Raw genomic sequence first — 24,553 nt, forward strand, 5'->3', positions numbered from 1 at the left:
TCGCCATGTCCGCACCCCTGGATCGCTTGACTGCCGGCGGCTTCAGTGTCGGCCTCGAAGCTCCGCTGGACAACGACTGGACGCCTGCCGGCGAACAGGCGCGGCAGCAGGCCGGACGCCGCCACGGCGAGCCGGACCTGGCCCAGCACGCGAAGCTCGCCCAGCTTGCCGACCGTCTCGGCTTCCGTGCCCTGTGGGTGCGCGACGTGCCGCTCTATGACCCGTCGTTCGGCGATGCCGCCCAGGTTTTCGAGGTGTTTTCCTACCTCGGCTATCTGGCTGGCGTCACTCGCGACATCCTGCTCGGCACCGCTGCCGTGGTGCTGCCGATCCGCGAGCCGCTGCTGACCCTGAAGTCGGCCGCGACCGTGCAGCGCCTGAGCGGCGACCGCCTGCTGCTCGGCGTGGCCAGTGGCGACCGGCCGGTGGAATACCCGCTGTTCGGCCGCGACTTCGAAGGCCGTGGCGGCAACTTCCGCGAGCAGATCGCGCTGCTGCGTGATGCCGCGCGGTCGAGCCTGCCCGAAGGCATGGCCGTGCTGCCGGCGCCGACTTCACCGCTGCCGCTGCTGGTGGCGGGCCTGGCGCAGCAGAGCCCGGCCTGGATCGGTACGAACCTCGACGGCTGCCTAGCCTATCCCGGCACGCCGGAGGACCACCAGCGCCGCGTCGCCAACTGGCGCGCGGTGGCCGGGGCCAAGCCCTATTCGAGCTTCATCCACCTGGACCTGGCCGAGCGCGCCGACGAGCCCCTGCGGCGCTGGCGCTTCGGTTTCCGTGGCGGCCGCGACGCGCTGGCTGCCGAACTGCGTGCGCTGCGTGCCGCCGGCGTCGACCACGTCGGCCTGCAACTGCGCCGCAACCTGCGGCCCCTCGACGAGACCCTGCACGAGATCGCCGAGTACGTGCTGCCCGAATTCCATGCCCGATCGACCACGTCGGCCAAGCCGCTGGAGGAGATTTGCAATGTCTGAGACTGCATCCCCGCTGTTCCAACCCCATTCCCTGGGCGGCCTCGAATTGCCCAACCGCATCGTCATGCCGCCGATGACCCGCTCCCGCGCCAGCCAGCCGGACGACGTGCCCAATGAGCTGATGGCCGAGTACTACGCCCAGCGCGCCAGCGCCGGCCTGATCGTCAGCGAGGGCACCTGGATTTCCCCGCTGGGCAAGGGCTACGCCTGGACTCCGGGCATCCATTCACCGGCCCAGGTCGCCGGCTGGCGCAAGGTCACCCAGGCGGTGCATGCCGCTGGCGGGCGCATCTTCGCGCAGCTCTGGCACGTCGGCCGGCTGAGCCACATAAGCCTGCTCGATGGCCAGGCGCCGGTGTCCTCGTCGGCCAGGCAGGCCGAGGGCGTCAACGTGTTCGTCGCCGAGAACGACGGCACCCCCGGTTTCGTCCAGGCCTCCAAACCGCGTGCGCTGAAGACCGACGAAATCCAGGGCATCGTCGATGAGTACCGCCAGGCCGCGCGCAATGCCATGGCTGCCGGCTTCGACGGTGTCGAGCTGCACGCCGCCAACGGCTACCTGGTCAACCAGTTCATCGACTCCAACGCCAATGACCGCACCGACCAGTACGGCGGCTCGCTGGAGAACCGCCTGCGCTTCCTCGGCGAAGTGGCCCAGGCGCTGGTCGAAGGCACCGGCGACAAGAGCCGCGTCGGCATCCGCCTGGCGCCGCTGACCACTCTCAACGGCTGCGTCGACGCCGATCCGCAAACCACCTATCTCGCCGCCGCGCGCCTGCTGGGCGAGATCGGCGTGGGCTACATCCACATCGCCGAAGCCGACTGGGACGACGCCCCGCACATGCCGCTGGAATTCAAGCAGCGCCTGCGCGAGGTGTTCCCCGGCACCCTGATCTACGCCGGCAAGTACACCGCCGAGCGCGCCAACGCCGCGCTGAACGAAGGCTGGGCGGACCTGATCGCCTTCGGCCGGCCCTTCGTCGCCAACCCTGATCTGCCCGAACGCCTGCGCCAGGGCGCGCCGCTCAACCCGCACCAGCGCGAAACCCTGTTCGGCGGTGGTGCCCATGGCCTCACCGATTACCCCAGCCTGGCCGTCGCCGCGACCGCCTGAACCCACCCAGGAATTCGAAGATGAAAGCCCTTGCAACACTCACCCTGGCCGCTGTGCTGCCGCTGGCCGTGCAGACTGCCTCCGCCGCGGACTGGTACCCATCCGCCTACGGCGTCAACGATGAAATCGGTGCCGCCAACCTGCTGACTCCCGAAGTGACGAAGCAGGCGGTGCAACTGGTCAAGAGCGGCAAGACTTACCCGCTGGCCGTGCCGGTGGACAAGAACCTGCCGGCCTTCCGCCACCGCAGCTTCCACCTCTACAACATCCAGCCGGGCGAGCAGGGCGGTCAGTCCCTCGGCCCGAACAAGTTCACCTTCAACGATGAACTGGTGAACGCCTGGACCGGCGTTGGCACCCAGCTCAACGGCATTGGCCATATCGGTATCGACAACCTTTACTACAACGGCAACAAGGCCGCCGACTTCGTCACCGTGGAAGGGGTGAAGAAGCTCGGCATCGAGAAGGTCCCGCCGTTCGTGACCCGTGGCGTGGTGCTGGACATGACCGCGCACTACGGCAAGGCCATCGTTCCCGGCGGTACCGAGTTCAGCGTCGCCGACATCCAGGCGGTGCTGAAGAAGGAAGGCCTGACCCTGCGCAAGGGCGACGTGGTGCTGTTCAACACCGGCTGGCTGGAGCTGATCGGCAAGGACAACAAGCAGTTCCTCGAAGTCGAGCCGGGCATCGGCATGGAGGCTGCGAAGTGGCTGGCCGACCAGGGCATCGTCGCCTTCGGTGGCGACACCTGGGCCTCGGAGGTCTACCCCAATCCCCATGGCAAGGACGAGTTCCCGGTCAACCAGTACCTGCTTGCCAAGCGCGGCATCTACAACCTGGAACTGATCGACAGCCGCGCCCTGGTGCGCGACCAGGCCTGGGAGTTCCTCTTCGTCCTCGGTCAGCCGCTGTACGTCGGTTCGACCCAGGTCAACATCAATCCGGTGGCGATCAAATGAGCAAACCTGACCAAAGCTCACGCCCGCTATTCGCCGGCCGCGGCTTCCGCGTCGACTACGACGGCTTGTCCGCCCACAACGTCTATTCGGCGGACGGCAACAGCATCCGCTACGCCATCGTCTCCGGCCCCTACGCCGGTGCCCGTGGCGAGGCGGCCTGCCAGTGGCAGGAAATTGGCGAGGGCGTCTACGTGATCTCCTGGCAGGAAGCCGACGGCGCCACCGTGGTCCACGTCGACGACTTCGCCAACGGGCGCTCGCAGGCGTTCTTCACCGCCACGGACCTCAGCTTCTACCGCATGCAGGGCCCGCTGACGGAAATCGGCCCCGCCGAATACGGGGCCCAGGAGAGCGGAAAATGAAATCCGGTCGGGTTCTGTTCGCCCTGGCCATTGGCGCGTTCGGCATCGGCACCACCGAGTTCACTCCGATGGGGCTGTTGCCGGTGATCGCCGATGGCGTGCAGGTCAGCATCCCCACGGCGGGGATGCTGGTCACCGCCTACGCGGTCGGCGTCATGGTCGGCGCTCCGGTGATGACCCTGCTGTTCAGTCGCTTCGGCAAGCGCGCCGCATTGATGGCATTGATGGCCATCTTCACGGTCGGCAACCTGCTTTCGGCCATGGCGCCGGATTACTACACGCTGCTCGCCTCGCGGCTGGTCACCAGCCTCAACCATGGCGCCTTCTTCGGCCTTGGCGCGGTGGTGGCGGCGAGTGTGGTGCCCAGGGACAAACGGGCGAGCGCGGTGGCGACCATGTTCATGGGGCTGACCATCGCCAACATCGGCGGGGTCCCGGCGGCCACCTGGGTCGGCCAGCAGGTTGGCTGGCGCCTGGCCTTCGCCGGCACCGCCGGGCTCGGTGTGCTGGCCATGGCGGCGCTGTGGTTCGCCTTGCCCAAGGGCGAACGCGGCATGGTGCCCCACGTTCGCCGAGAGCTGGCAGTGATTGCCCGGCCCAGCGTGCTGCTGGCGATGGCAACCACGGTGCTGGGTGCGGGCGCGATGTTCACCCTCTACACCTACGTCGCCCCGGTGCTGGCCGAGCTGACCGGCGCCTCGAACAGCTTCGTCACCCTGGCGCTGGTGCTTATCGGTGTCGGCTTCACCCTCGGCAACAGCCTGGGCGGCCGTCTTGCCGACTGGTCGCTGGATGGCTCGGCACGCATCTTCCTTGGCGCGCTGGCGGTGATCATGCTGCTGTTGCCGCTGATCCTGAGCAGCCATGTGGGTGCTGCCGTGGGCCTGCTGCTGTGGGGCGTGGCCACCTTCGCCGTGGTGCCGCCGCTGCAGATGCGTGTGATGCACGCCGCCGCCGAGGCCCCGGGGCTTGCCTCGTCGATCAACGTGGGTGCCTTCAACCTTGGCAATGCCGTGGGCGCGGCACTGGGCGGCGGGGTGATCAGCCTGAATCTTGGCTACGCAGCGGTGCCCATGGCCGGCGGCTTGCTGGCCGCTGCCGGGCTGCTGCTGGTATGGCTGGGGAAGGCGCAGAAGGTCACGCTTGAAACGGCGGATAGCGTCTCGCGCGACAGTGCCTGATTCCGCTCGGGAAGGTTGTTCGAGAAGGCCGTCTCCATGCGAGGCGGCCTTTTCATTTGTTTCCTCGTCGGGAAGGGCTGCTGACCTTGCCTGGCGCATCGTGCCCGTGGGCTTTCGGTTTTCGCTTCTCTGGCTGAGGAGTGGAAAGGGGCCTGCCGCTCATACAAGCAAAAACGCTCTCCACCGTGACTCCACCCTGCACAAGCGTCAAATCTCGGCGCCGAAATCCGCCCTCTCTCCGCCAAGGAGGGCGATGGGGCGTGTGCAAGTTTTTGTCACCCAAAATTGAAAAAAACGAGGAAAAAAGTTCTGGAAGCCATACCTGATGTGGTGCGCGCTGATATGCGCAAGTAGTTGCAGAGTCCTGTGCAAGTTTTGCATGAGTTTCCAGGTTTTCGTCCGGAAAAATGGAGGCAAAGAATCCGGCGTAGAGGGTGGAGCTTTAGTCCCGCAACGGGTTGGAGGTTTCTGGCACGCGGCTTGTTTGGGGCCTTCTGCCTCGAGGTAGATGACCTTGGGGTAACCCCATTTACATGCAAGTACTTGCAAGGAGAGCTTTCATGCCAACCCCCGCGTATCTGTCCCTCGAAGGTACCAAGCAAGGCCTGATCACCGCTGGCACCTTCACCGAGGACTCGGTCGGCAACATCTTCCAGGAAGGTCACGAAGACCAGGTCCTGGTCCAGGCCTTCAACCACCAGGTCATCATCCCGCGTGACCCTCAGTCCGGCCAACCGACTGGCTAGCGTGTGCACAAACCGCTGATGATCACCAAGGTCTTCGACAAGTCCTCGCCGCTGATCTTCAACGCCCTGACCTCCGGCGAGCGCCTGAACAAGTGCCGCCTGGAGTGGTACCGCACTTCCTCCACCGGTACCCAGGAGCACTACTTCACCATCGAACTGGAAGACGCGGTGATCGTCGACGTGCAGTCGCGCATGCCGAACTGCCAGGATCCGAACATGGCGCACTTCACTCACCTGGAAGACGTCTACTTCACCTACCGCAAGATCGTCTGGACCCACGAAGTCTCCGGCACTTCCGGCTCGGACGACTGGCGTACCCCGATCTCCGCCTGATCCGCAGCGATCGACGCCACGCGCATCGGTCAGGTTGTCCTGACCGATGTTCGTTCTACTGGTCCATTTGTCCTGCATGCTGCGTGAGGCATGAGAGATGACGGACCAATGTACAGAGGAACATCGGATGTTCGCCCCGGCCAATCAGACCCATTTCAGCCTGAGCATCGAAGGTACCAGCGGTGAACTGCAGGTACTCGGGTTCACCGGACGCGAGGCCCTGAACCAGCCCTTTCGCTTCGAACTCGAACTGGTCAGCGACAATCCCGCGCTGGAGCTCGAAAGCCTGCTGCACAAGGCCGCCTACCTGGCCATCGGGCAGGATGGAGCCGGGATTCATGGCCAGGTCTACCGGGTCGCCCAGGGGGATTCCGGCAAGCGTCTGACCCGCTACCAGATCAGCCTGGTGCCGCGCCTGGCCTACCTTGCTCATCGATTCAACCAACGGATCTTCCAGCAACTGACCGTGCCGCAGATCATCGGCAAGGTTCTGGAGGAGCATGGCATTCTCGCCGACGCCTACCGCTTCCAGCTCGGCCCGACCGTCTATCCCAAGCGCGACTACTGCACGCAATACGACGAGTCCGACCTGCATTTCGTGCAACGCCTGTGCGAGGAGGAGGGCATCCACTATCACTTCGAGCACAGCGCCCAGCAGCACCTGCTGGTCTTCGGTGACGACCAGACCTGTTTCCCGAAACTGGCTCCGGTGGCCTACCGGCAGGATTCCGGCCTGGTGGCCGACGTACCGGTGGTTAGCCGCTTCGGCCAACGCCTGGAAACCCGCACCAGCCGCACGACTCGCCGCGACTACCATTTCGAGAAGCCACGGCTAGACCTCGAAAGCGCCGCCCGCAGCGACTTCAAGCCGGACCTCGAAGACTACGACTACCCCGGCCGCTTCACCGACCGCGAACGCGGCAAGCACCTCAGCCAGCGCGCGCTGGAACGCCACCGCAGCGACTTCGTTCTCGGCGAGGGGCGCAGCGACCAGCCGAGCTTGCGCAGCGGGTATTTCCTCTCGTTGAGCGAGCACCCGCGCGCCGACTGGAACGACCTCTGGCTGCTCACCGAAATCCACCACGAAGGCAAGCAGCCCCAGGTGCTGGAAGAGTCCATCACCAGCAACACCACCGAACTCAAGGACGACTTCCACCAGGGCTATCGCAACCGCTTCGCCGTCACGCCCTGGAACGTACCCTATCGTCCGCCGCTGGAGCATCCGAAGCCGCGCATCCTCGGCAGCCAGAGCGCTGTGGTGACCGGTCCCGCCGGGGAGGAAATTCATTGCGACCAGTACGGCCGGGTCAAGGTGCAATTCTTCTGGGACCGCGAGGGCCAGGCCGACGGCAAGACCAGCTGCTGGCTGCGCGTCGCCTCCAATTGGGCCGGCAAGCAGTTCGGCGCGATCGCCATTCCGCGCGTGGGCATGGAAGTGCTGGTCAGCTTCCTCGAGGGTGACCCGGACCAGCCGCTGGTATCCGGCTGCCTCTACCACGCCGAGAATCAGGTGCCGTACGAGCTTCCGGCGAACAAGACCCTTAGCCTGTTCAAGACCAACAGCTACCCCGGCGGCGATGGTTTCAACGAGCTGCGCATCGAGGACCGCAAGGGCCAGGAACAGATCTTCGTCCACGCCCAGCGCGACTGGGACGAGAACATCGAAAACGACCAGCGCATTCGCATCGGCCACGAGCGTCACGACACCGTCGAGGCAAATACCTATAGCGAGTTCAAGGCCGAGGAGCACCGCACCACCCACGGCGACCGCAAGGTCGAACTGCGCAGCGACGACCACCTCACCGTCGGCAACAACCAGCACGTGAAGATCGGCACCGGCCTGTTCGTCGAGGCCGGCCAGGAGATTCACCTGTCGGGTGGCCTGAAGGTGGTGATGGAAGCGGGCAGCGAACTGACCCTCAAGGCCGGCGGCAGTTTCGTCAAGCTCGATGCCAGTGGGATCGTCCTCAGCGGCGCGACGGTGAAGGTGAACAGCGGCGGCAGCCCGGGCAGCGGGACGCCGGCGGCGCCATTGTTGCCGGGGCCGTTACGGCAAGCTGATGCAGATAAACCGGGCTTGCCTCTGGAGGCTCTGGTTAAGCAAAACCTGGTCTTCCGCCAGAGCAAGGCGGGTGTTTGCGAAGTATGTGAGGCCGCGAAAGCGAAGGAAGATCGAGCATGAGTAGACACAAGCCAATTACTGCGTTGCTTATTGATGGGGCGCGGTTCGACGACGCTATTCAATGGCTGTATCAAGAGTATTCCGATCTCACACCGCTACTTCTGCTGCGCGGGACTGACTATGAGCCCATCGCTGAAGCGGGAACGATCCTCATCGAAACGCCCACCGGCAGCCCCATTCACCGGCACTGGCAGTCCGGCGCCAATGGCATGTCGGATGCTGTCTGGCTGGAAAGCTGGATTCCGATCCAGGCACTTTTCTCTTCGTTACAGCGACGTCTTCGAATTCTTGCACCGGACGGACGTGAATTCTGGTTGCGACCGGGGCTGGCAGAGCCTCTGCGCCAGGCATGGAAAGAGGGGCTGCAATGGCCGGAAGGTTTCTGGTTCGGTATTGACCGAGTCTCGCTACACCATGAGGGGAGCACTTATTGCGCCTGGAGCAACTCAACGCCCGAGCATGACTGTACTCGACCTTCCGACAATCCGCTGCAGGCCCAGGTCGTTCTGGATTGGCCGCTGCTCCAGGCCTTGTCGGCGAATGATCCACAGGAGGTGGACTGATGGCGGCTCCTGCCAACTTCAAACCAGCGGCATGCCCTTTGCTGAGCGCCGTCTGGCCCGTGCGTTATGCCATTGGCACTACGCCTGCCGTCGATACTTCGGCCTTCCAGTTACCTACGCTGAGTGGCAATTTCCCGCCATTGGGTGATGCGTATGGCGGTGGGCAAGGGCAGCCGCTCAATTACACCGCCCGGTTGCTGCGCGATGGCTGGCTGTATGTCTGGCAGGATGGGCAGAAGCGTCTGCTCGAATTCCAGGTCAGCGCGGTACAACTCAAGGAGACCGCTCGAGGCGGAAAAGTCATCGATAGCAGCTCACGGCCATATCTCCTGGTACCCGCCGGTGCTCGCCTGGGCCTGGTATGGTCACCGGCTCAATGGAGCGATGCGCAATTCAGCGCTACCAAATCGAGCGAGAAGGTACGCCAGCGCATCATGCGCACCCTGACGCCCGGAGCTGCACCGTTCAGTGGCAAGCCTGACGGTATTCGATCCTCCCTGGGCGACTATCTATTGCCCAAGGGGTTCATGTGGAGCTGTGAGCCTTCGCCCACGGCGCCTGACTGGACACAGACACTCAACGGCATGCGTCGCTGCGAACAGCAGGCCTATGCGGTGGTCGATGATGCATGGGGTGTCCTGCTGGACCTCGCGTCCTTGCTGCGCCTGCGCAAGTCCGGCTTTGATGCATTCCGTACCCAGCACTCCGAGGAGTGGGCTATCGCTGATGTTCTCAAGCAACTGAGCGAAAGTGACAGCCAGCTGCGCCAGAACATGCCGAGCATGACCCGCTACGACAAACTGCAAGCCGCGTGGAAGCAACAGCAGGATGAAGAAGCTGCCTATGCTGCCGACATGCGCCGTCTGGCTACGCTCTGGGTGAACTGGTTCGAGACGCTGGGGCAGAAGACCCCCGCAAGTCTTGAAACGGCCTGTGGCCACTTCGACATTACCCAGCCGGAGGCTCGTGCCTTGCTGGAGGCGAATTTCGCCGCCGGCTGCCTCGGCCCGGCGGAGACCTCCCTCGGGGTCAAGTCCCTGAGCAAGGCGCTAGATTACTCCACCATCGGAGACGCAAAGCCGTGGTTGCTCTGGGCGGTACTGGGGCTGTATGAGCGCGCGAGTGTGCCAGAGCTCAAGACGCTGCTCGATACCGGGGACAACCTGAACGACAACCTCGGTGCTACGGCTCAGTCCGGTGCTCAGATGGCGCGCGCGTTGGCCTTCACGGCGATGATCAACCTTGCCGCCAACAGTTTCTCTGAACGAAAGCTGGCTGGTGCCTCGGAAGCGTTGTTCATCGCACTATCTCCGGTGGCGGGCGTGCATCTGCACAATGCCAATGGTGAGCAACCATTGAATGCTGCGGCCAAGGCCTTCATGGCGGCCTCTCTGGCGCGCAGTGGCCAGAGGCTCGCGGTACATGCCGCCGAGCCGCGACAGATCGGCGAGTGGCTTAGCGAGCAGATGGGAACCCGCTCCCAACTACCGAAGAACTTCAAACTCACACCCTTGGCGGGAGCGGTGAAGGAAGCGCTGCCGTTCTTCCATCTGGTTCCGGCTCAAGCGGCGCAGACGGCCAAGTTGCTGCCTTTGAATTCGCAGTTGGCCGCCGTTCATCCTCGGGATTTGCTCAGTATGAGTAAGGAGGCTGTGAATCAGGCTCCGCTCAAATGTTTGCTGGTGATGATGGCGGGTTGGAATCTGACGGTGAGTGGTGAGCAGCTTTACGATGCAGCCTCAGTCAAAGGGCTGTTCAACGCTGCAAGTAGTGGCTTCGGGGTGTTCAGTGCAGGCAGCGCCACTCTGCAGAAGGTTGTCGAGCTAAATTGGGAGGCTGCCGTTAACGCACCGGGAAGAATGTCGGTTTCCGCGCAAGCGACCTTGGCTAAGGCACTAGGGGTAGGGGCCGGCACCTTTGCTTTGCAGGGCATAGTTTCCGGACTGGATACCGTGGTCTACGGCATGGAGGTTCTGGAAGCCTATCGCGCTGGTGATCTGGATACCGCTGCGATCAACGCAGGGCTCGCGGTTGTCTCGGCGACTAACCTGACGCTGATGGTGCAGGCCTTCCGAGCCTACCGTGCCGCCCGGGCCGCGGTGCTGGCTGGCGAAGCTGTGGCCATGGCCAGAGGGCTTAGCGTAATGCCCCATCTGGCGCCCAAGGCGCTGGGGCTGGCGCTGACGATCTTCGCAGGCGCCTTCATCCGCCTCTATACCAAAGACACCCCATTAGAGGTTTGGGTAAAAGGTACTCGCTTTGGCACCCGTCCCGCCGATTGGGCCGGTAGCTATACCAAGTGCATGCTGGAGTTCTACAAGGTGGTGTTCCCCGTCAGTTTCGATGCCTATCGCCTCAATGAACTCAATCCCTATACCGGCATGGTGCAGACCACCTACCTGCTTCTGCGCCTGCCAGGTCAGGTGTCGCTCACCGACGAAATGATTCACTTCAAGGGTGAAGAGGTCTGGGGCGGAATATTTGGCTTTGGCAGCCGAAAGAAGGTTGTGGAATGGACCGGTCGTGACTTCGACCTGCATGGCGGTACGCGCGTGCGGACGGAAGCGGGTGTTGCGACGTACCGACGCGTTTATCACGAGGAAAAGAGCCAGGAGCTTAACCAGATCAGCGGACAACTCACTTACTATCCTGTCCCAGGGCTGGCGCTACCGCCGATAAATATTGAGGAAGCCGCTTGGATATGAGTTTCAGCCAATTGCTACAGCAGGCCCGGATGAAATTCGGGCGGAATCCAATGGAAGTTCTGAGGGCAGATCAATCCACTGGCGAGGCTCCGATGGATTTGTTTCTTGCGGAGGCACATACGGCAGACTACCTAGCGCTTAGCGCTGGAAGTGATTCGGATAGAGGGCTACTAACTGGAACGATGGGAGGGGGCAGCCTTATGGTTTGCGGCGGCCTATCGCTTGTCATGCTACTCGGCAGCAAGTGGTACGCCTTATCCTTGTTGTTAGCTCTTGGAATTCCGATGTTCCTGATTCCCTTTGCTTGGGAAACCCTTCGCCCGCTGCCCCTCCCTGTTTTGTTTAATCGACGTACTCGCGAGGTCTATTTCGAGCAAGGCGACGTGCTCTATCACTCGCCATGGGACGATATCCGCGCGATTGCCGGCGAGTTCATGATGGTCGGCCCACAAATGGGCGGTATGCGCTGTGCCTCGCTGGAAATACTGATGCACCGCTTCGAGCATCCCCAGGAGCAGATTCTGGTCAGCCTCGGGTTGCCGATGGGCAAGACGCTGTCGCTGCAGAAGAGCCTCTGGGAGTACATCCGCGCCTACATGAACAACGGCCCGTGGTTTGACAAGGATGGTCAGCACAGCGAGTCCGATGCCTATGTGAAAAGCCAGTTGTCAGTGCGGATAAAACGTATCGACTGGCACAAATACACTCTGGAGAAAATCCGCAAGGACAAGGCTGAAAACCAGGGCAAGAACTACCTGAGTGGGCTGGATGCCGCGATGCTGGTTGGTGAACTGTTTTTCTATCCAATGAACTGGGTTCACGAGTTCACCAACAGTGTCGCCAAGCGTCGTGCCCGCAAGGGGTGGCCGGAAGTAGTGGCGGAGCGTCTCCGTCCGGATGGTCCGACCACTCGGTTGATCGATCTTGAGCTCCAGAATACTGCCTGAAATAGCGCTGCTGACAGCCAGTAATTGGGAAGGAAGTCGCTCTGATATGAGTCTTGGTCAACTGTTACAATAAGCTCGTGTAAAGTTCGGGCAGAATCCAATGAAGGTTCTGGAGGCAGATCAATCTACTGTCGAGACGCCGATGGGGTTGTTTCTTGTTGAGAAACATACTGCGGACTACCTAGCGCTTAGCGCTGGGAGTGACTCGGATAACTATGTTCAAGAAGAAACCGTCCCCTCAGCAGGAAGACGAACTGGACCTCAAGAACCAGCGCCCCCGCGCGGGCGAACTGCGCCGCATCCCCACCGGCGAGGCGCTGTTCTTCTCGCCGCTGCCGGCACCGACCGGCGCCACGCCGATGGATCTGGGCGGCAACTTTCTGGCGGTCAACGAGGTATATCTCGACGTGGGGGCCAGCAATTACAACAAGGCTTTCCAGGCTCAGATGGCTGTCTGGGCAGTGATGTTTATATGGATAAACTGCTGGATAGTGCTGCCGTTGATTGTGGGGCTAGCCACCATAGGCAACCCCTATACAACCTTCTGGGGCAACGTTTGGGGCGGCTTGCCTGTTTTCAGCATCATTGCTCTGTGGGGTGGGGGAGTCCTTGGCGCCTTAATGGCATACGCCGTCATCAGTAGTACCCGCCAAAAGGCCCGCGCCCGCCCCCTGCGCTTCAACCGCCAACGCCGCGAAGTCTGTTACCTCCCCGAAGGCTCCGACACACCGATCATCCAGCCCTGGGAGGACCTGGTGGCCTGGATGTCGGTCAGCGCCGGCTATACCGGCGCGGCAGTGATGTCGACCTACACCTTCGGCCTGGCGGTGGACAATCCCGTCACCGACCGCGTGCACTTCCTCACCCACGGCGTGCTCACCCCGGCCCACGCACTGGGCAAGTGGGAAGCCATTCGCAGCTTCATGGAGAAGGGCTCGGAGCATTGCCCCGGCGTAGCGCCCTATGAAAGCCGCGCGACGTTCGACCAGTTGCGCGCCGATCTGCATCAGGACTACCGCGACGGTTACGCCTCGGCGCTCAAGGTGTTCTGGTTCTACCTGGCGAATGTCGTGACCTGGTGGAAATTCCCCTACTGGGTGGCTGAGTGGGACCACCGCTACAGCATGAAATCCATGCCCGCCAGCGTGGAAGAATGGTCCCGCCCTCTGCCTGCCGCGCAATGGGCCAAACCCAGCGCCGAATTGCTCAAGCAAAATGCCGCGCTGGCAAAGAGTTATGCCCAGGGCAAGAGCTTCACGGATCACTTCAATGCCGAGTTCGACAAGCCCAAGACGGCTGAGGCGCCATTCGGATAAGCCATGTTCAAGAAGAAAGCGTCCCCTCAGCAGCAAGACGAACTGGACCTGAAGAACCAGCGCCCCCGCGCGGGCGAACGACGCCGCTTTCCCATCGGCGATGGCGCTGTTTTTCTCGCCGCTGACAGCGCCAACTGAATCAGCCTGCGAGCAGGATGGGTGGCTAAGTGCGATGCAACTGCTGGTCAAGTTGAATACAAACGGCGATCAAGGCCAATGCAATCAGTTGGTAAGTCAGAAGCAATTTCGCAACTGGTGCCATCTCACACTTTTGCCGCGTATTTGGTGGCATGGCGTCGGCGGGTTAAGGTGCCGCACCTCCGTCCGCCCCATTGAAAACCCAGCCAGGCGATGCGCCTTACTGGCAGATCGAAGTCACGGAGTTCAAAGCGTGAGTGCACAGGAATCCTTTACCCCGTACGGCCCGGCAGCATACCGGGCCGGCGCGCTGCCAGACCTGGCGCCCGCTGTCGAGGAGTCGGGCGGGATCGTCGATACGCCGCTTAAGTGGGGGCATTACGCCGGTCTGGATTCTCCCATCCAGATCAAGGAGCAGTTGGAGGAAGGCAAGCATCTGCTCTATGAAACGCAGGCGAAGGAGGGCCGCAAGCAGCTCGCACCTTGCGATGTTGAACGCTGGCGTTTCGATAACGCCGGTTCGGCAATTGTTCCCAAGCTGATCTTCCTCCTTCAGTTGGCTGGTTGTGGTTTGCCCTGGATCTGCTGGAGCATAAAAGTATCAGTGCTTCTCAATGAGATGGGCTCGGCTTGGGAGTTTGCGCCTACTGTCGTAGGTGTCGCAGGGGCCTTCTCCGGGCTCTGGTTGATGAGCGAATGGCGACGTTACGCTGCGTTGGCCATGGGATTGGCAGCGCTAACAACGGCTTCCTTATATCGCTTGGCATGAAAAGGCTCTCTGGGGTTTTTGGTCAGAGCAGACTGCCTTTTGGCTAGGGGGTGGTTGGGGGCTAATGGGTGTCGTCGGAGCTGGCGCGTTAATGACTCTGTACGCTCTCTGCTACCGCCACGACGGCAGCGAATTCAACCGCCGCGACGGCATGCTGCGCATGGCCCGCACTTGGTGGCGCAAACCGTTCGTGGCGCCGTTCTACGAATTCGACCCGACACTGCAACTGCAGATTCTGCCCCACGGTGGGCGGGACTATGTGCTGTGGCTGCGGCACCGCTACACCAGCAACAAGCTTTGCCTGGCGTTCAAGATCCACAGCCTGGGCCTGGACCGGGAAAACGCCCTGGCCGTGTGGGGCACCCTGCAGCGCTACATGGATGTCGAACAGCCGCTGCCGGACCTGCCGATGCTCGAGCAGAGCCGCCACCTCGATCCCGTCACCGCTGCTCACGATATGGCCATCCAGCGTCCGCCTCGTTACTGGCGTGACATCGATGTCGCAGCCTGGTCGCGCGGCTCTGGAAAGCAGCTTCGAGAGAAGGTTAAAGCCTATCCCTGGCAGCAGGAACCCTGCGTGCGCGAGCCGCATGTCGACCCTCAGCTCAGTGTCGAGGCGTATTACCGCAGTCAGGAAGCCAAGGGAATCCAGGCGACCCCCAAAGGGGATGATTTCGACGACATCCACCGTGGCTGAGGAGGCTATGGCGGGCATCTAGCCAGCGTGGCCTACCACAACGTGTGCTACGGGGGTTATCGCAAGGAGCATTAGTGGCAGCGTTATGCCTTCGGCTTTCTGGTCATCCAGTTCTGCAGTGGCTGGACCCTGCCTGCTGTGCCGTTTCTCCCAAGGAAGTGCAGGACTGGTCCAGGCCCTGCCGGCCGAGACGCCATCCAACTGATCGCCGATAACTTCCGTGCGCTTCACAACCCACAAATTGTTGATGCCCTAGAAACCCAAAGCCCCGGTCTGCTGGCCGGGGCTTCATTCAATGCAGGTTGGCTCAGATCGCCAGGCTATCTACCACGCCCCCATCCACGCGCAGTGCCGCGCCGGTGGTGGCGGAGGAGTAGGGCGAGGCGACGTAGGTGACCAGGGCGGCCACTTCGTCGACTTCGGCGACGCGCTGGATGATCGAGCTGGGGCGTTCGCGGCGCACGAAGGCGTCGGCTTCCTCACGCGGGGTGCGGCCGGACTGGCGTACGGCATCGGCCACCATGTTCGCCACGCCTTCGGTGAAGGTCGGGCCGGGGAGAACCGCGTTGACGGTCACGCCGGTGCCCGCCAGGCGCTTGGCGAGGCCATGGGACACGGCCAGGTTGGCGGCCTTGGTGACGCCGTAGTTGATCATCTGCGCGGGAATGGCGACGCCCGACTCCGAGGACAGGAAGATCACCCGGCCCCAGCCGCGCTCGACCATGCCGGGGGTGTAGTGGCGGGCCAGGCGTACGCCGGAAAGCACGTTGATTTCGTAGAAGTCCAGCCAGTCCTGGTCGTCGGTGTCGTAGAAGTCGACATCGTTATAGATGCCCAGGTTGTTCACCAGGATGTCGGCGTGGGGCTCGGCGGCGAACAGGGTTTCGGCGCCGGCGGCGTTGCCCAGGTCGGCGACCACGCCACGGGCCTTGCCCTTGGCTTCGCGAATGCCGGCCACGGCCTGGTCGACGGAAGCCGCGTTACGGCCAACGATGACGACTTCGGCGCCGGAAGCGGCCAGCTGGCGGGCGATGCCCAGGCCGATGCCGCCGGTGGAGCCACTGATGATGGCGGTCTTGCCGCCGAGATCGATCTGCATGTTGGTAATCCTCATCCAGGGGGGGCACGGGATGCGCCGCTAATCGACTGGATCTGGCGACATCCTAGGGGTGCCCTGTAAGATCGTACATAACTTAATTCGACATACTTGAGTCCTAGAAGGTCATATGCTGGATCTCAGACAACTTCGTTATTTCGTCGCCGTGGCCGAAGTCGAGCACGTGGGCAAGGCGGCGGAGCAATTGCACATTTCACAGTCTCCGCTGAGCCGGCAGATCGCCCAACTGGAGGAACGCCTCGGCCTGCAACTGTTCGAGCGTAGCCAACAGCGACTGCGCCTGACGTCCGATGGACGCACTTTCCTGCATGAGGCCAAGGCGCTGCTCAAGCACGCCGAGCGCCTGGAGTCCCTCGGCCGCCGGCTGGGCCGAGGCGAGACGGGCGGGTTGTGCATCGGCTACGTCAGCCATGCCATCCATGCCGGGGTGCTGCCCGATGCCCTGCGCCGGGTGCGCGAGGAGCGGCCGGGCATCCACATTGCCCTCTACAACCTCTCGGCCCAGGAGCAGTTCGAAGGCCTGCGCCAGCGCAGCCTGGATATCGCCCTGGTCTGCGAGCCGCCGATGGCCGACGACCCGGACCTGCTGGCCTCGCCGGTGTTCAACGACCCGCTGCACCTTGCCTTGCCGCTGGGACATCCGCTGGTCGACAAGGCCGTCATCGAACCGGCCGACCTGCACGAGCAGGACTGGATCATGGTCGAGGGCCACTTGCAGCAGAGCCGTCGCGAGCAGTTCCTGGCCAGTTGCGTGGAAGCCGGGTTCACCCCGCAGATCCGCCTGGAGGCGGCCGAGCCGCTGAGCGCCCTCGGGTTGGTATCCGCCGGCCTGGGCCTGGCGCTGATCCAGCAGAGCATCGGCGGCGAGCGCAATCCCAACGTGGTGCTGCGCGAGCTGCCTTGGCTGGGGCAGAGCACCGGCCTGTGGGCTGCCTGGCACAAGGTCGACCTGCGGCCGATCGTGAGTGAATTCCGTGAGATGGTGCTGGCCTGCTCGGAAGTCTGACCGGCGCTTTCGGATAAATCGCTATGGCGGGGCATGGAAATACGTTATGACCTTGAGGGTCTCAAGTCTTTCTAATTATGACTTGGACGGTCTTGAGTCGGTGGGCATAGGATTGCCGCCACTGGAGTTCACAAGCGACTCCCCAAAACCCGGAGAACCCCGTCATGAGTCTCAAGTCCCTGATCCCCACCCGCCTTGGTTTCGGCACCGCGCCGCTGGGCAACATGTTCCGTGCCGTGCCCGCCGAGGAAGTGCAGGCCACCGTCGACGCCGCCTGGAACAACGGCGTGCGCTACTTCGACACGGCACCCTTCTATGGCGCCGGTCTGTCCGAAACCCGCCTGGGTGCTGCCCTGGCCAACCGTCCGCGTGACGAATACGTACTGAGCACCAAGGTCGGCCGCATCATCCTCGACGAACTGGAAGACCCGGCCGCCCGCGAACTGGGTGAGAAGAGCGGCCTGTTCGAACACGGCAACCGCAACCGTATCGTCAACGACTACAGCGCCGACGCCACCCTGCGCTCCATCGAGGACAGCCTGAAGCGCCTGGGTACCGACCGCCTGGACATCGTCTGGATCCACGACATCGCCCAGGACTTCTACGGTGACGAATGGCTGACCCAGTTCGAGATCGCCCGCACCGGCGCTTTCCGTGTCCTCACCCGCCTGCGGGAAGAAGGCGTGATCAAGGCCTGGGGCCTGGGCGTGAACCGCGTCGAGCCGATTGAACTGACCCTCGACCTGGACGAGCCGCGCCCGGACGGCTTCCTGCTCGCCGGTCGCTACTCGTTGCTGGACCATGAGCGTGCCCTGCAGCGTGTGATGCCGCAGGCAGTGGAGCAGGGCGTCGGTATCGTCGTCGGCGGCCCGTACAGCTCCGGCGTGACCGCCGGTGGCGAGCACTTCGAGTACCAGAAGGCCAGCCCGGCCGTGCTGGCCAAGCTCGAACGCATCCGCGCGGTGGCCCGTGGCCATGCTGTGGACGTGAAGGCCGCTGCCCTGCAGTTCGCCCTGGCCCACCCGGCCGTGGTGGCCGCGATCCCCGGCTCGACCCGTCCGCTGCACGCCAACGAGGACCATGCCGCGCTCAGCGCCATCATCCCGGCCGCGTTCTGGAACGATCTGCGCGCCCAGGGCCTGATCAGCGCCGTGGCGCCGGTTCCCGCGGTTTGACCCTCGCGCCGCCGGGCACAATGCCCGGCGGCGAGCCTCGAATCACCAGTTCACTGAATCATCGAATCATTGGGGCCAGAACCCCGGGAGAAACATCATGGCCAAGGCCACTGCATTCATCGATCTCAAAACCGACGCCGACAAGGTCTGGCAACTGATCGGCGGCTTCGATTCGCTGCCCGACTGGCTGCCCTTCATCCCGCAGAGCGCCCTCAGCGAAGGGGGCCGAGTGCGCACTCTGAAGAGTGTCGACGGAGAAACCATCATCGAGCGTCTGCTGGACTTCAACGAAGCCGGCCGCAGCTACAGCTACACCATCCTCCAGGGCCCGGCGCCGGTACGCGACTACCAGTCGACCCTGCGCGTGGTGGCTGGCAGCGATGGCAAGGGCGCCCGCGTGGAATGGTTCGGCTCGTTCACTGCCGAAGGCATCAGCGACGCGGAAGCCACCGCGCTGTTCACCGGCATCTATGTCGATGGTCTGGCGGCGCTGAAGCAAAGCATGGAAGTCTGATTGCCCTCGAAGAAAAGCCCCTTGCCCGGTTCGGGCAAGGGGCTTTTTCGTTCTGCCGGGCCCCGATGACGCGCCGTTGTCCGCCAGGACAGTGGCTATACTCTGGGCTGCGCCAGGGGTGGATCGGCCACGGGCGCAGCCACTTCGGCGGAGGATGGTCAATGAATGCACCTGGTCCCGTTGTCAGGCCGACGGTCCTGATCGTCGACGATACCCCCGAGAATCTCACGCTGCTGACGGAGCTGCTCAAGCTGCCTTACCGGGTCAAGGCGGCCAGGAGCGGCGAGAAAGCCTTGCAGATCGCCGGCTCCGACGAGCCGCCGGATCTCATCCTGCTGGATGTGATGATGCCGGGCATGAACGGCTTCGAGGTATGCCGGCGCCTGCGGGAGCAGCCGGGCACACGGCATATCCCGGTGATCTTCATCACCTCCCAGGGCGCCACCGACGACGAGGTGCGCGGCCTGGAGCTTGGCGCGGTGGACTACCTCACCAAGCCGATCAACCCGCCGACCGTGCTGATGCGCGTGGACAACCAGTTGCGCATCAAGGCGGCCAACGATTTTTTGCGGGACCAGAACGAATTCCTCGAGCAGGAAGTGCAGCGGCGTACCCGTGAGGTGGCGGCCATCCAGGACGTCACCATCCTCGCCATGGCCTCCCTGGCCGAGACCCGCGACAACGAAACCGGCAACCATATCCGCCGCACGCAGCACTACATCAGTACCCTGGCCGAGTACCTGAAGCAGCATCCGCGCTTCGCCGCCGCACTCGACGACGAGACCCGGCACTTGCTGTTCAAGTCGGCGCCGCTGCACGACATCGGCAAGGTCGGCATCCCGGATCACATCCTGCTCAAGCCCGGACGCCTCACCGCCGAGGAGTTCGAACTGATGAAGACGCACACCACGCTGGGACTGGAGGCCCTGCAGACGGCGGAGGAGCGGCTGGGCATGGACGTTCCCTTCCTCCGGCTGGCCAAGCAGATTGCCTACGGGCATCACGAGAAATGGGATGGCTCGGGCTATCCCCAGGGCCTGGCCGGCGATGCGATTCCCCTGTCGGCTCGGCTGATGGCGGTCGCCGATGTCTACGACGCGCTGATCAGCCGGCGGGTCTACAAGACCGGGATGCCCCATGAAGGCGCCGTGGAGTTCATCCGCTCCCAGCGCGGACTGCATTTCGATCCGGATATCGTCGATGCCTTCCTTACCTTGCAGGATGAGTTCCACGGCATTGCCGAGCGCTTCTGCGATGCTGACAGCGACCTGATCGGGCGGGCCTGATCCGGCGCTGGCGGCAAGCCTCTTCATCGACACACGCCAGCCCTGCCAGGAGGCGGCCCGATGGTGACACCGCTCGGCTATCTTCAGCGTCTGAAGCTGCGTACCCGGTTGGTGATGGGGTTTGGCGGCATCCTGCTGCTGGCCCTGTTCCTCGGCCTGTACAGCTTGAACGTGCAGCGCAAGCAGAACGAACAGATCAACCAGATCTACGAGCTGGAAATGCTCGGCCTCTCGCACATCGAGGCGGCCCGCGTGGCGCTGGCAGGCATGGGCCGAAACGTCCGGCAGATCGTGCTTGCCACCGACGAGATCGGGAGAGGGCAGGCCATCAAGGAGTTCAACGAGGGCAAGGCGACCCTGCGCGAGGAAATCGAACAGGCACGCCCGCTCATCTCTCGACCCCGGGCCCAACAGGAGCTGATCCGTTTCGAAGCCGCCTATGAGGAATACCAGTCACAGGTGGATCATGTGGTGGAGTTGAACGACCAGCCCACAAGCCCGGGGAAATCCACGGATCTCGCGGCCATCGCCCTGCTGTCCTCCACGGCAGTGCAGCGGCCTGCCGAGGTAGCCAATCAGGCATTGGCCGAGGTGGCCCAGATCAAGCGCAAGGGGGCCGATCTGGAGGTCAATCTCGCTACCGAGCGCTTTCACCGCAGTGTCCAGCTGACCTTCTGGTTGCTGGCCATGGGGGTGGGCGGTGGCTTGCTGTTCGGCACCCTGATCAGCCTGTCGATCCGCCGGCCGGCCGACCTGCTGCGCTACTCGGTGGATGCCCTGAGCAAGGGGGAGCTGGGAGTGGAAGTTCCGTTCCAGGATTATCCCAACGAAGTGGGCGAGATGGCGCGGGCGATCACCGCGTTGCAGTCCGAGGCCCGGCAGATGGCCAGCCAGCGCTGGGTGAAGACCCAGGTGGCGACGCTGAGCAGCGAAATGCAGTCGGTGGCCGGCTCCAGCGAACTGGGCGACCGGACGCTGGCGGCCCTGGCGCCGTCCCTGGTGCTGCGGCGTGCCTCGGTGCATGTCCATGATGAGGACAGCCATGAGCTGGTACTGCTGGGCAGCTACGCCGCGCCGGCCGACCTGCCCCGGCGCGTGCCGGTGGGCCAGGGGCTGATCGGCCAGTGCGCGAAACAGCGGCAGCCGATCCACCTGCGCAATCCCGAGCGCTCCCTGGAGGGGGAATACGCGCCGCCGATGTTCCTTGAAGTACTGCCGCTGATTCACGGCGAGCGGCTGGTGGGTGTACTGGCGCTGGAAGTGCTGGAGGGTTTGAGTCCGAGTCGTCGGACGCTGCTTGACGAGTTCGTGCCGCTGCTTGCCATGAACCTGGAAATCCTCGAGCGCACCTCGCGCACCGAGCAGCTCCTGGCCGAAACCCTGACCCAGGCCGAGCTGATGGAGCGCCAGGCCGCCGACCTTCAGGCGCAGAAGCACGAGCTCGAATCCCAGCAACACGAAATCCAGGCCACCAAGGCCTGGTACCAGGGCATCCTGGAATCGGCGCCCGACGGCATGCTGGTGGTGGAGCAGAGCGGGCGGATCATCCTGGCCAACCCGAAGCTGGAGGTGCTGTTCGGCTATGCCCAGGGCGAGTTGCTCGGGCGCTCGGTGGATGAACTGGTGCCCGAGGCCCATCGCGAACAGCACGTGCAGCAGCGCCAGGGCTTCATCGCGGAGCAGGCCAGCCGGCAGATGGGGCGAGCCATCGCCGACCTGCATGGCCTGCGCAAGGATGGCAGCCGGTTCTCGGTGGAGATCGCCCTGGCACCGCTGCCGGACCTGCTCGGTCATGGCGTTTGCGTATGCGCCTCGGTGCGCGACATCAGCGAGCGGCGCGCCATGGAAGCGGCCCTGCAGGAGAGCGAAAAGCGCCTGCAATACATCCTCGACTGCAGCCCGGTCAGCGTTGCCATCTCGACCCAGGAACACCTGCACCTGGTCAATCCGGCCTTCCACGAGAACTTCGGACTCAAGGCCGGCGACGAAGCGCGCGGGCTCTATGTCGACCCGGCGGAGCGCGACGCGATCTGGGGCCACATGCAGGCCGGCGAGCGGATGCTGGAGCGCGAAGTACGCATGTACGACCGCAAGGGCGGGGAGCGGGACATCCTGGCGACCTATCTGCCCATCCGCCACCACGGGGAGTTCGCCGTGCTGGCCTGGTTGTACGACATCACCGAGCGCAAGCTGGCCGAGCAGCAGATGCGCCGCGCCAAGGAGATGGCCGAGGAAGCGACGCGGGCCAAGAGCGAGTTCCTGGCCAACATGAGCCATGAAATCCGCACGCCGATGAACGTGATCATCGGCATGAGCAGCCTCGCCTTGAAGAGCGGGCTCGATGCGCGGCAGCACAACTATGTGCAGAAGGTGCATCGCTCCGCCGAGGGGCTGCTCGGTATCATCAACGACATTCTCGATTTCTCGAAGATCGAGGCCGGAATGATGTCGGTGGAGCATGTCGAGTTCCGCCTGGAGGACGTGCTCGAACAGTTCTCCGGCCTGGTCGGCTTCAAGGCGGAAGAAAAGTCGCTGGAGCTGCTGTTCCAGCTCAGCCACGATCTGCCCACCGCGCTGGTGGGCGATCCACTGCGCCTGGGCCAGGTCCTGCTCAACCTGGGGAACAACGCGGTGAAGTTCACCGAGCACGGGGAGATCGTTCTCGGTATCGAGCCGGTGGCGCTCGACGGCGACGAGTCGGAGCTGCACTTCTGGGTTCGCGACACCGGTATCGGCATGACCGCGGAGCAGTGCGGGCGCATGTTCCAGTCCTTCATCCAGGCCGACTCCTCGACCTCGCGCCGTTACGGCGGCACCGGCCTGGGGCTGTCGATCTGCAAGAGCCTGGTGGAACTCATGGGCGGACGAATCTGGGTCGACAGCGAACCGGGCAAGGGCTCGGTCTTCCATTTCCATGCACGCTTCGGCGTGCATCCGGCCGCCGTGCCGCGGCGCATGCTGCGGGCGGACGAGCTGCTCGGCGTGCGGGCGCTGGTCGTCGATGACAATGCCTCGGCCCGCGAAATCCTCTCGGGCATGGCGCTGAGCTACGGATTGGAGGTTGACATCGCGCGCAACGGCATCGAGGCGCTGGAGTGGATCAGCGAAGCCGAGCAGCAGCATCTTCCGTATCAGCTGGTGCTGGTCGACTGGCAGATGCCGGGCATGGATGGCATCGAGGTCGTCGCGCGCCTGCAGGCGGGCCATTGCGAGAGCGTTCCAGCGGTGATCATGGTGACCGCCTTCGGTCGCGAAGAAGCCCTGGATGCGGTGCAGGAGAGGGGTGTCCAGCTAGAGACGGTGCTGACCAAACCGGTAACGCCCTCGACCCTGCTGGAAGCGATCAACATCGCCCTGGGCAAGGAAAGCACCGCCGAGCCACGCAGCCGCGAGCGGGAAGGCGCCACGGCGGAAGCCCTGGCCGAGATCTCCGGCAGCCGCGTACTGCTGGTGGAAGACAACGCGCTGAATCAGGAACTTGCGCTGGAGCTGCTGGGGGACGCCGGCGTCGAAGTGGTGCTGGCCTGCAACGGCCAGGAGGCACTCGATCACCTGGCGGCCGACCAGGACTTCGACTGCGTGCTGATGGACTGCCAGATGCCGGTGCTCGACGGCTATTCGGCGACTCGCGCGCTGCGGCAGCGACCGGAACTGGCAAATTTGCCGATCATCGCCATGACCGCCAACAACATGGCCGGCGACCGGGAGGAAGCGCTGCTGGCCGGCATGAACGATCACATCGCCAAGCCGATCGATCCGCCGACGATGTTCCTCACCCTGTCCCGCTGGCTGACCCCTTACCGCGCGGCGCGGACGAAACCAGTCGAGGTGGTGACGGCAGTCGAGTCACGGGGCATCAGCCTGCCCGGCATCGATGTGCAGGCGGGCCTTGCGACCTGCTCCGGCAAGCAGTCCCTGTATGAGCGGTTGCTGCGCCGGTTCCAGGCCGGCTACGGTGACTTCATCGCGCAGTTCCAGGCCATCGATGGGCAAGCCGACCCGATTGCGCAGCGCAGGGCCGCCCACTCCCTGCGTGGCGCCGCCGCCAACATTGGCGCTGTTGCGCTGGCGGGGGCCGCGGCGGCACTGGAGGAGGGCTGCCGTACACAGCTGCCGGCGGAACACATCGCCGGGTTGCTGGGGGATGTGCAGACGGAGTTGCAGCGCGTGCAGAACGGACTCGCGAGCTTCCTCGCCAGCACCGAGGCCGAATCGGTGTCTGGCGCCGCCGAACCGGGCCAGGCCGCAGCCCTGATACGTCAGTTACGGGAATTGCTGATGCGCAGCGACACCCGCGCCGGAGAGGTTGTCGGCCGGCTCTGCGGTCTTTTCCAGGGCCGGGAGGAGATGACGGCCCTGCAGGCGCTGGCGACGGCCATCGACGATTTCGACTATGACCTGGCGCTGGAGCGGCTAGGAGGGATTGCGTTGGCGAGCCACTAGGTTTCGGCGGGGCGGCAGTGCCCTCG

At 63.7% G+C, this 24,553-nt stretch carries 19 protein-coding genes and 1 pseudogene; 19 read left to right on the forward strand and 1 reads right to left on the reverse strand.

Going from position 1 to position 24,553, the window contains the following annotated elements:
• The first annotated feature begins 5 nt into the window (after positions 1-5).
• The 14 genes and pseudogenes from ACAW63_RS18375 to ACAW63_RS18440 all read left to right on the forward strand — a co-directional run bounded on the left by ACAW63_RS18375 (position 6) and on the right by ACAW63_RS18440 (position 14,986).
• Entirely contained in the window at positions 6-974 is a 969-nt protein-coding gene (locus ACAW63_RS18375; protein ID WP_371227503.1) for a TIGR03571 family LLM class oxidoreductase, read from the forward strand.
• The gene (locus ACAW63_RS18380; RefSeq protein ID WP_371227505.1) at positions 967-2,088 is read left to right on the forward strand and encodes an alkene reductase; all 1,122 of its coding nucleotides are present in this window, start codon (positions 967-969) and stop codon (positions 2,086-2,088) included. Before ACAW63_RS18375 ends, ACAW63_RS18380 begins: the two co-directional genes overlap by 8 nt.
• 20 nt (positions 2,089-2,108) lie before the next feature.
• Positions 2,109-3,047, forward strand: coding sequence for a cyclase family protein (locus ACAW63_RS18385; RefSeq protein ID WP_371227507.1), 939 nt, complete (start codon positions 2,109-2,111; stop codon positions 3,045-3,047).
• Complete coding sequence (locus tag ACAW63_RS18390) at positions 3,044-3,409, forward strand: adenylate cyclase (RefSeq protein WP_371227509.1); 366 nt, start codon at positions 3,044-3,046, stop codon at positions 3,407-3,409. Before ACAW63_RS18385 ends, ACAW63_RS18390 begins: the two co-directional genes overlap by 4 nt.
• Positions 3,406-4,590: an MFS transporter gene (locus ACAW63_RS18395; protein WP_371227511.1), complete on the forward strand. Its 1,185-nt coding sequence runs from the start codon at positions 3,406-3,408 to the stop codon at positions 4,588-4,590. Before ACAW63_RS18390 ends, ACAW63_RS18395 begins: the two co-directional genes overlap by 4 nt.
• 560 nt (positions 4,591-5,150) lie before the next feature.
• Positions 5,151-5,669, forward strand: a pseudogene (locus tag ACAW63_RS18400) (Hcp family type VI secretion system effector).
• 127 nt (positions 5,670-5,796) lie between these two features.
• Positions 5,797-7,851 carry a type VI secretion system tip protein TssI/VgrG gene (gene tssI, locus ACAW63_RS18405; RefSeq protein ID WP_371227513.1) on the forward strand — a complete coding sequence of 685 codons (2,055 nt, stop codon included), beginning with the start codon at positions 5,797-5,799 and terminating at the stop codon, positions 7,849-7,851.
• Positions 7,848-8,414 carry a DUF4123 domain-containing protein gene (locus ACAW63_RS18410; protein ID WP_371227515.1) on the forward strand — a complete coding sequence of 189 codons (567 nt, stop codon included), beginning with the start codon at positions 7,848-7,850 and terminating at the stop codon, positions 8,412-8,414. The genes tssI and ACAW63_RS18410 overlap by 4 nt, the downstream gene beginning before the upstream one ends.
• Positions 8,414-11,119: a toxin VasX gene (locus tag ACAW63_RS18415; protein WP_371227517.1), complete on the forward strand. Its 2,706-nt coding sequence runs from the start codon at positions 8,414-8,416 to the stop codon at positions 11,117-11,119. The genes ACAW63_RS18410 and ACAW63_RS18415 overlap by 1 nt, the downstream gene beginning before the upstream one ends.
• Positions 11,116-12,066 carry a hypothetical protein gene (locus ACAW63_RS18420; RefSeq protein WP_371227519.1) on the forward strand — a complete coding sequence of 317 codons (951 nt, stop codon included), beginning with the start codon at positions 11,116-11,118 and terminating at the stop codon, positions 12,064-12,066. Before ACAW63_RS18415 ends, ACAW63_RS18420 begins: the two co-directional genes overlap by 4 nt.
• A 215-nt stretch (positions 12,067-12,281) precedes the next feature.
• The gene (locus tag ACAW63_RS18425) at positions 12,282-13,382 is read left to right on the forward strand and encodes a DUF6708 domain-containing protein (protein WP_371227521.1); all 1,101 of its coding nucleotides are present in this window, start codon (positions 12,282-12,284) and stop codon (positions 13,380-13,382) included.
• Positions 13,383-13,385: 3 nt separating this feature from the next.
• Entirely contained in the window at positions 13,386-13,520 is a 135-nt protein-coding gene (locus tag ACAW63_RS18430; RefSeq protein ID WP_371227523.1) for a hypothetical protein, read from the forward strand.
• A gap of 253 nt (positions 13,521-13,773) precedes the next feature.
• On the forward strand, positions 13,774-14,289 hold the full coding sequence (locus ACAW63_RS18435) for a hypothetical protein (protein WP_371227525.1): 516 nt from the start codon (positions 13,774-13,776) through the stop codon (positions 14,287-14,289).
• Positions 14,290-14,353: 64 nt separating this feature from the next.
• Positions 14,354-14,986, forward strand: coding sequence for a hypothetical protein (locus ACAW63_RS18440; RefSeq protein WP_371227527.1), 633 nt, complete (start codon positions 14,354-14,356; stop codon positions 14,984-14,986).
• Between the two features lie 307 nt (positions 14,987-15,293).
• On the opposite strand, the gene ACAW63_RS18445 is transcribed toward ACAW63_RS18440, so the two are convergent.
• Positions 15,294-16,085: an SDR family NAD(P)-dependent oxidoreductase gene (locus tag ACAW63_RS18445; RefSeq protein WP_371227529.1), complete on the reverse strand. Its 792-nt coding sequence runs from the start codon at positions 16,083-16,085 to the stop codon at positions 15,294-15,296.
• Between the two features lie 127 nt (positions 16,086-16,212).
• Here ACAW63_RS18445 and ACAW63_RS18450 point away from each other — a divergent pair, with 127 nt between their 5' ends.
• From ACAW63_RS18450 to ACAW63_RS18470, 5 genes are all read left to right on the forward strand, one after another.
• Positions 16,213-17,109: a LysR substrate-binding domain-containing protein gene (locus tag ACAW63_RS18450; RefSeq protein ID WP_371227531.1), complete on the forward strand. Its 897-nt coding sequence runs from the start codon at positions 16,213-16,215 to the stop codon at positions 17,107-17,109.
• A 164-nt stretch (positions 17,110-17,273) separates the two neighbouring features.
• Positions 17,274-18,284 carry an aldo/keto reductase gene (locus ACAW63_RS18455; protein WP_371227533.1) on the forward strand — a complete coding sequence of 337 codons (1,011 nt, stop codon included), beginning with the start codon at positions 17,274-17,276 and terminating at the stop codon, positions 18,282-18,284.
• Between the two features lie 97 nt (positions 18,285-18,381).
• Positions 18,382-18,798 (forward strand): SRPBCC family protein, encoded by a 417-nt coding sequence (locus ACAW63_RS18460; protein ID WP_371227535.1) that lies wholly within the window; start codon positions 18,382-18,384, stop codon positions 18,796-18,798.
• Positions 18,799-18,959: 161 nt separating this feature from the next.
• Positions 18,960-20,084 (forward strand): two-component system response regulator, encoded by a 1,125-nt coding sequence (locus ACAW63_RS18465; protein ID WP_371227537.1) that lies wholly within the window; start codon positions 18,960-18,962, stop codon positions 20,082-20,084.
• 60 nt (positions 20,085-20,144) lie between these two features.
• Positions 20,145-24,527, forward strand: coding sequence for a response regulator (locus ACAW63_RS18470; protein ID WP_371227540.1), 4,383 nt, complete (start codon positions 20,145-20,147; stop codon positions 24,525-24,527).
• Positions 24,528-24,553: the final 26 nt, after the last annotated feature.

Origin of the sequence: Pseudomonas sp. QE6, assembly GCF_041379005.1 — a bacterium.
Lineage (GTDB): Bacteria > Pseudomonadota > Gammaproteobacteria > Pseudomonadales > Pseudomonadaceae > Pseudomonas.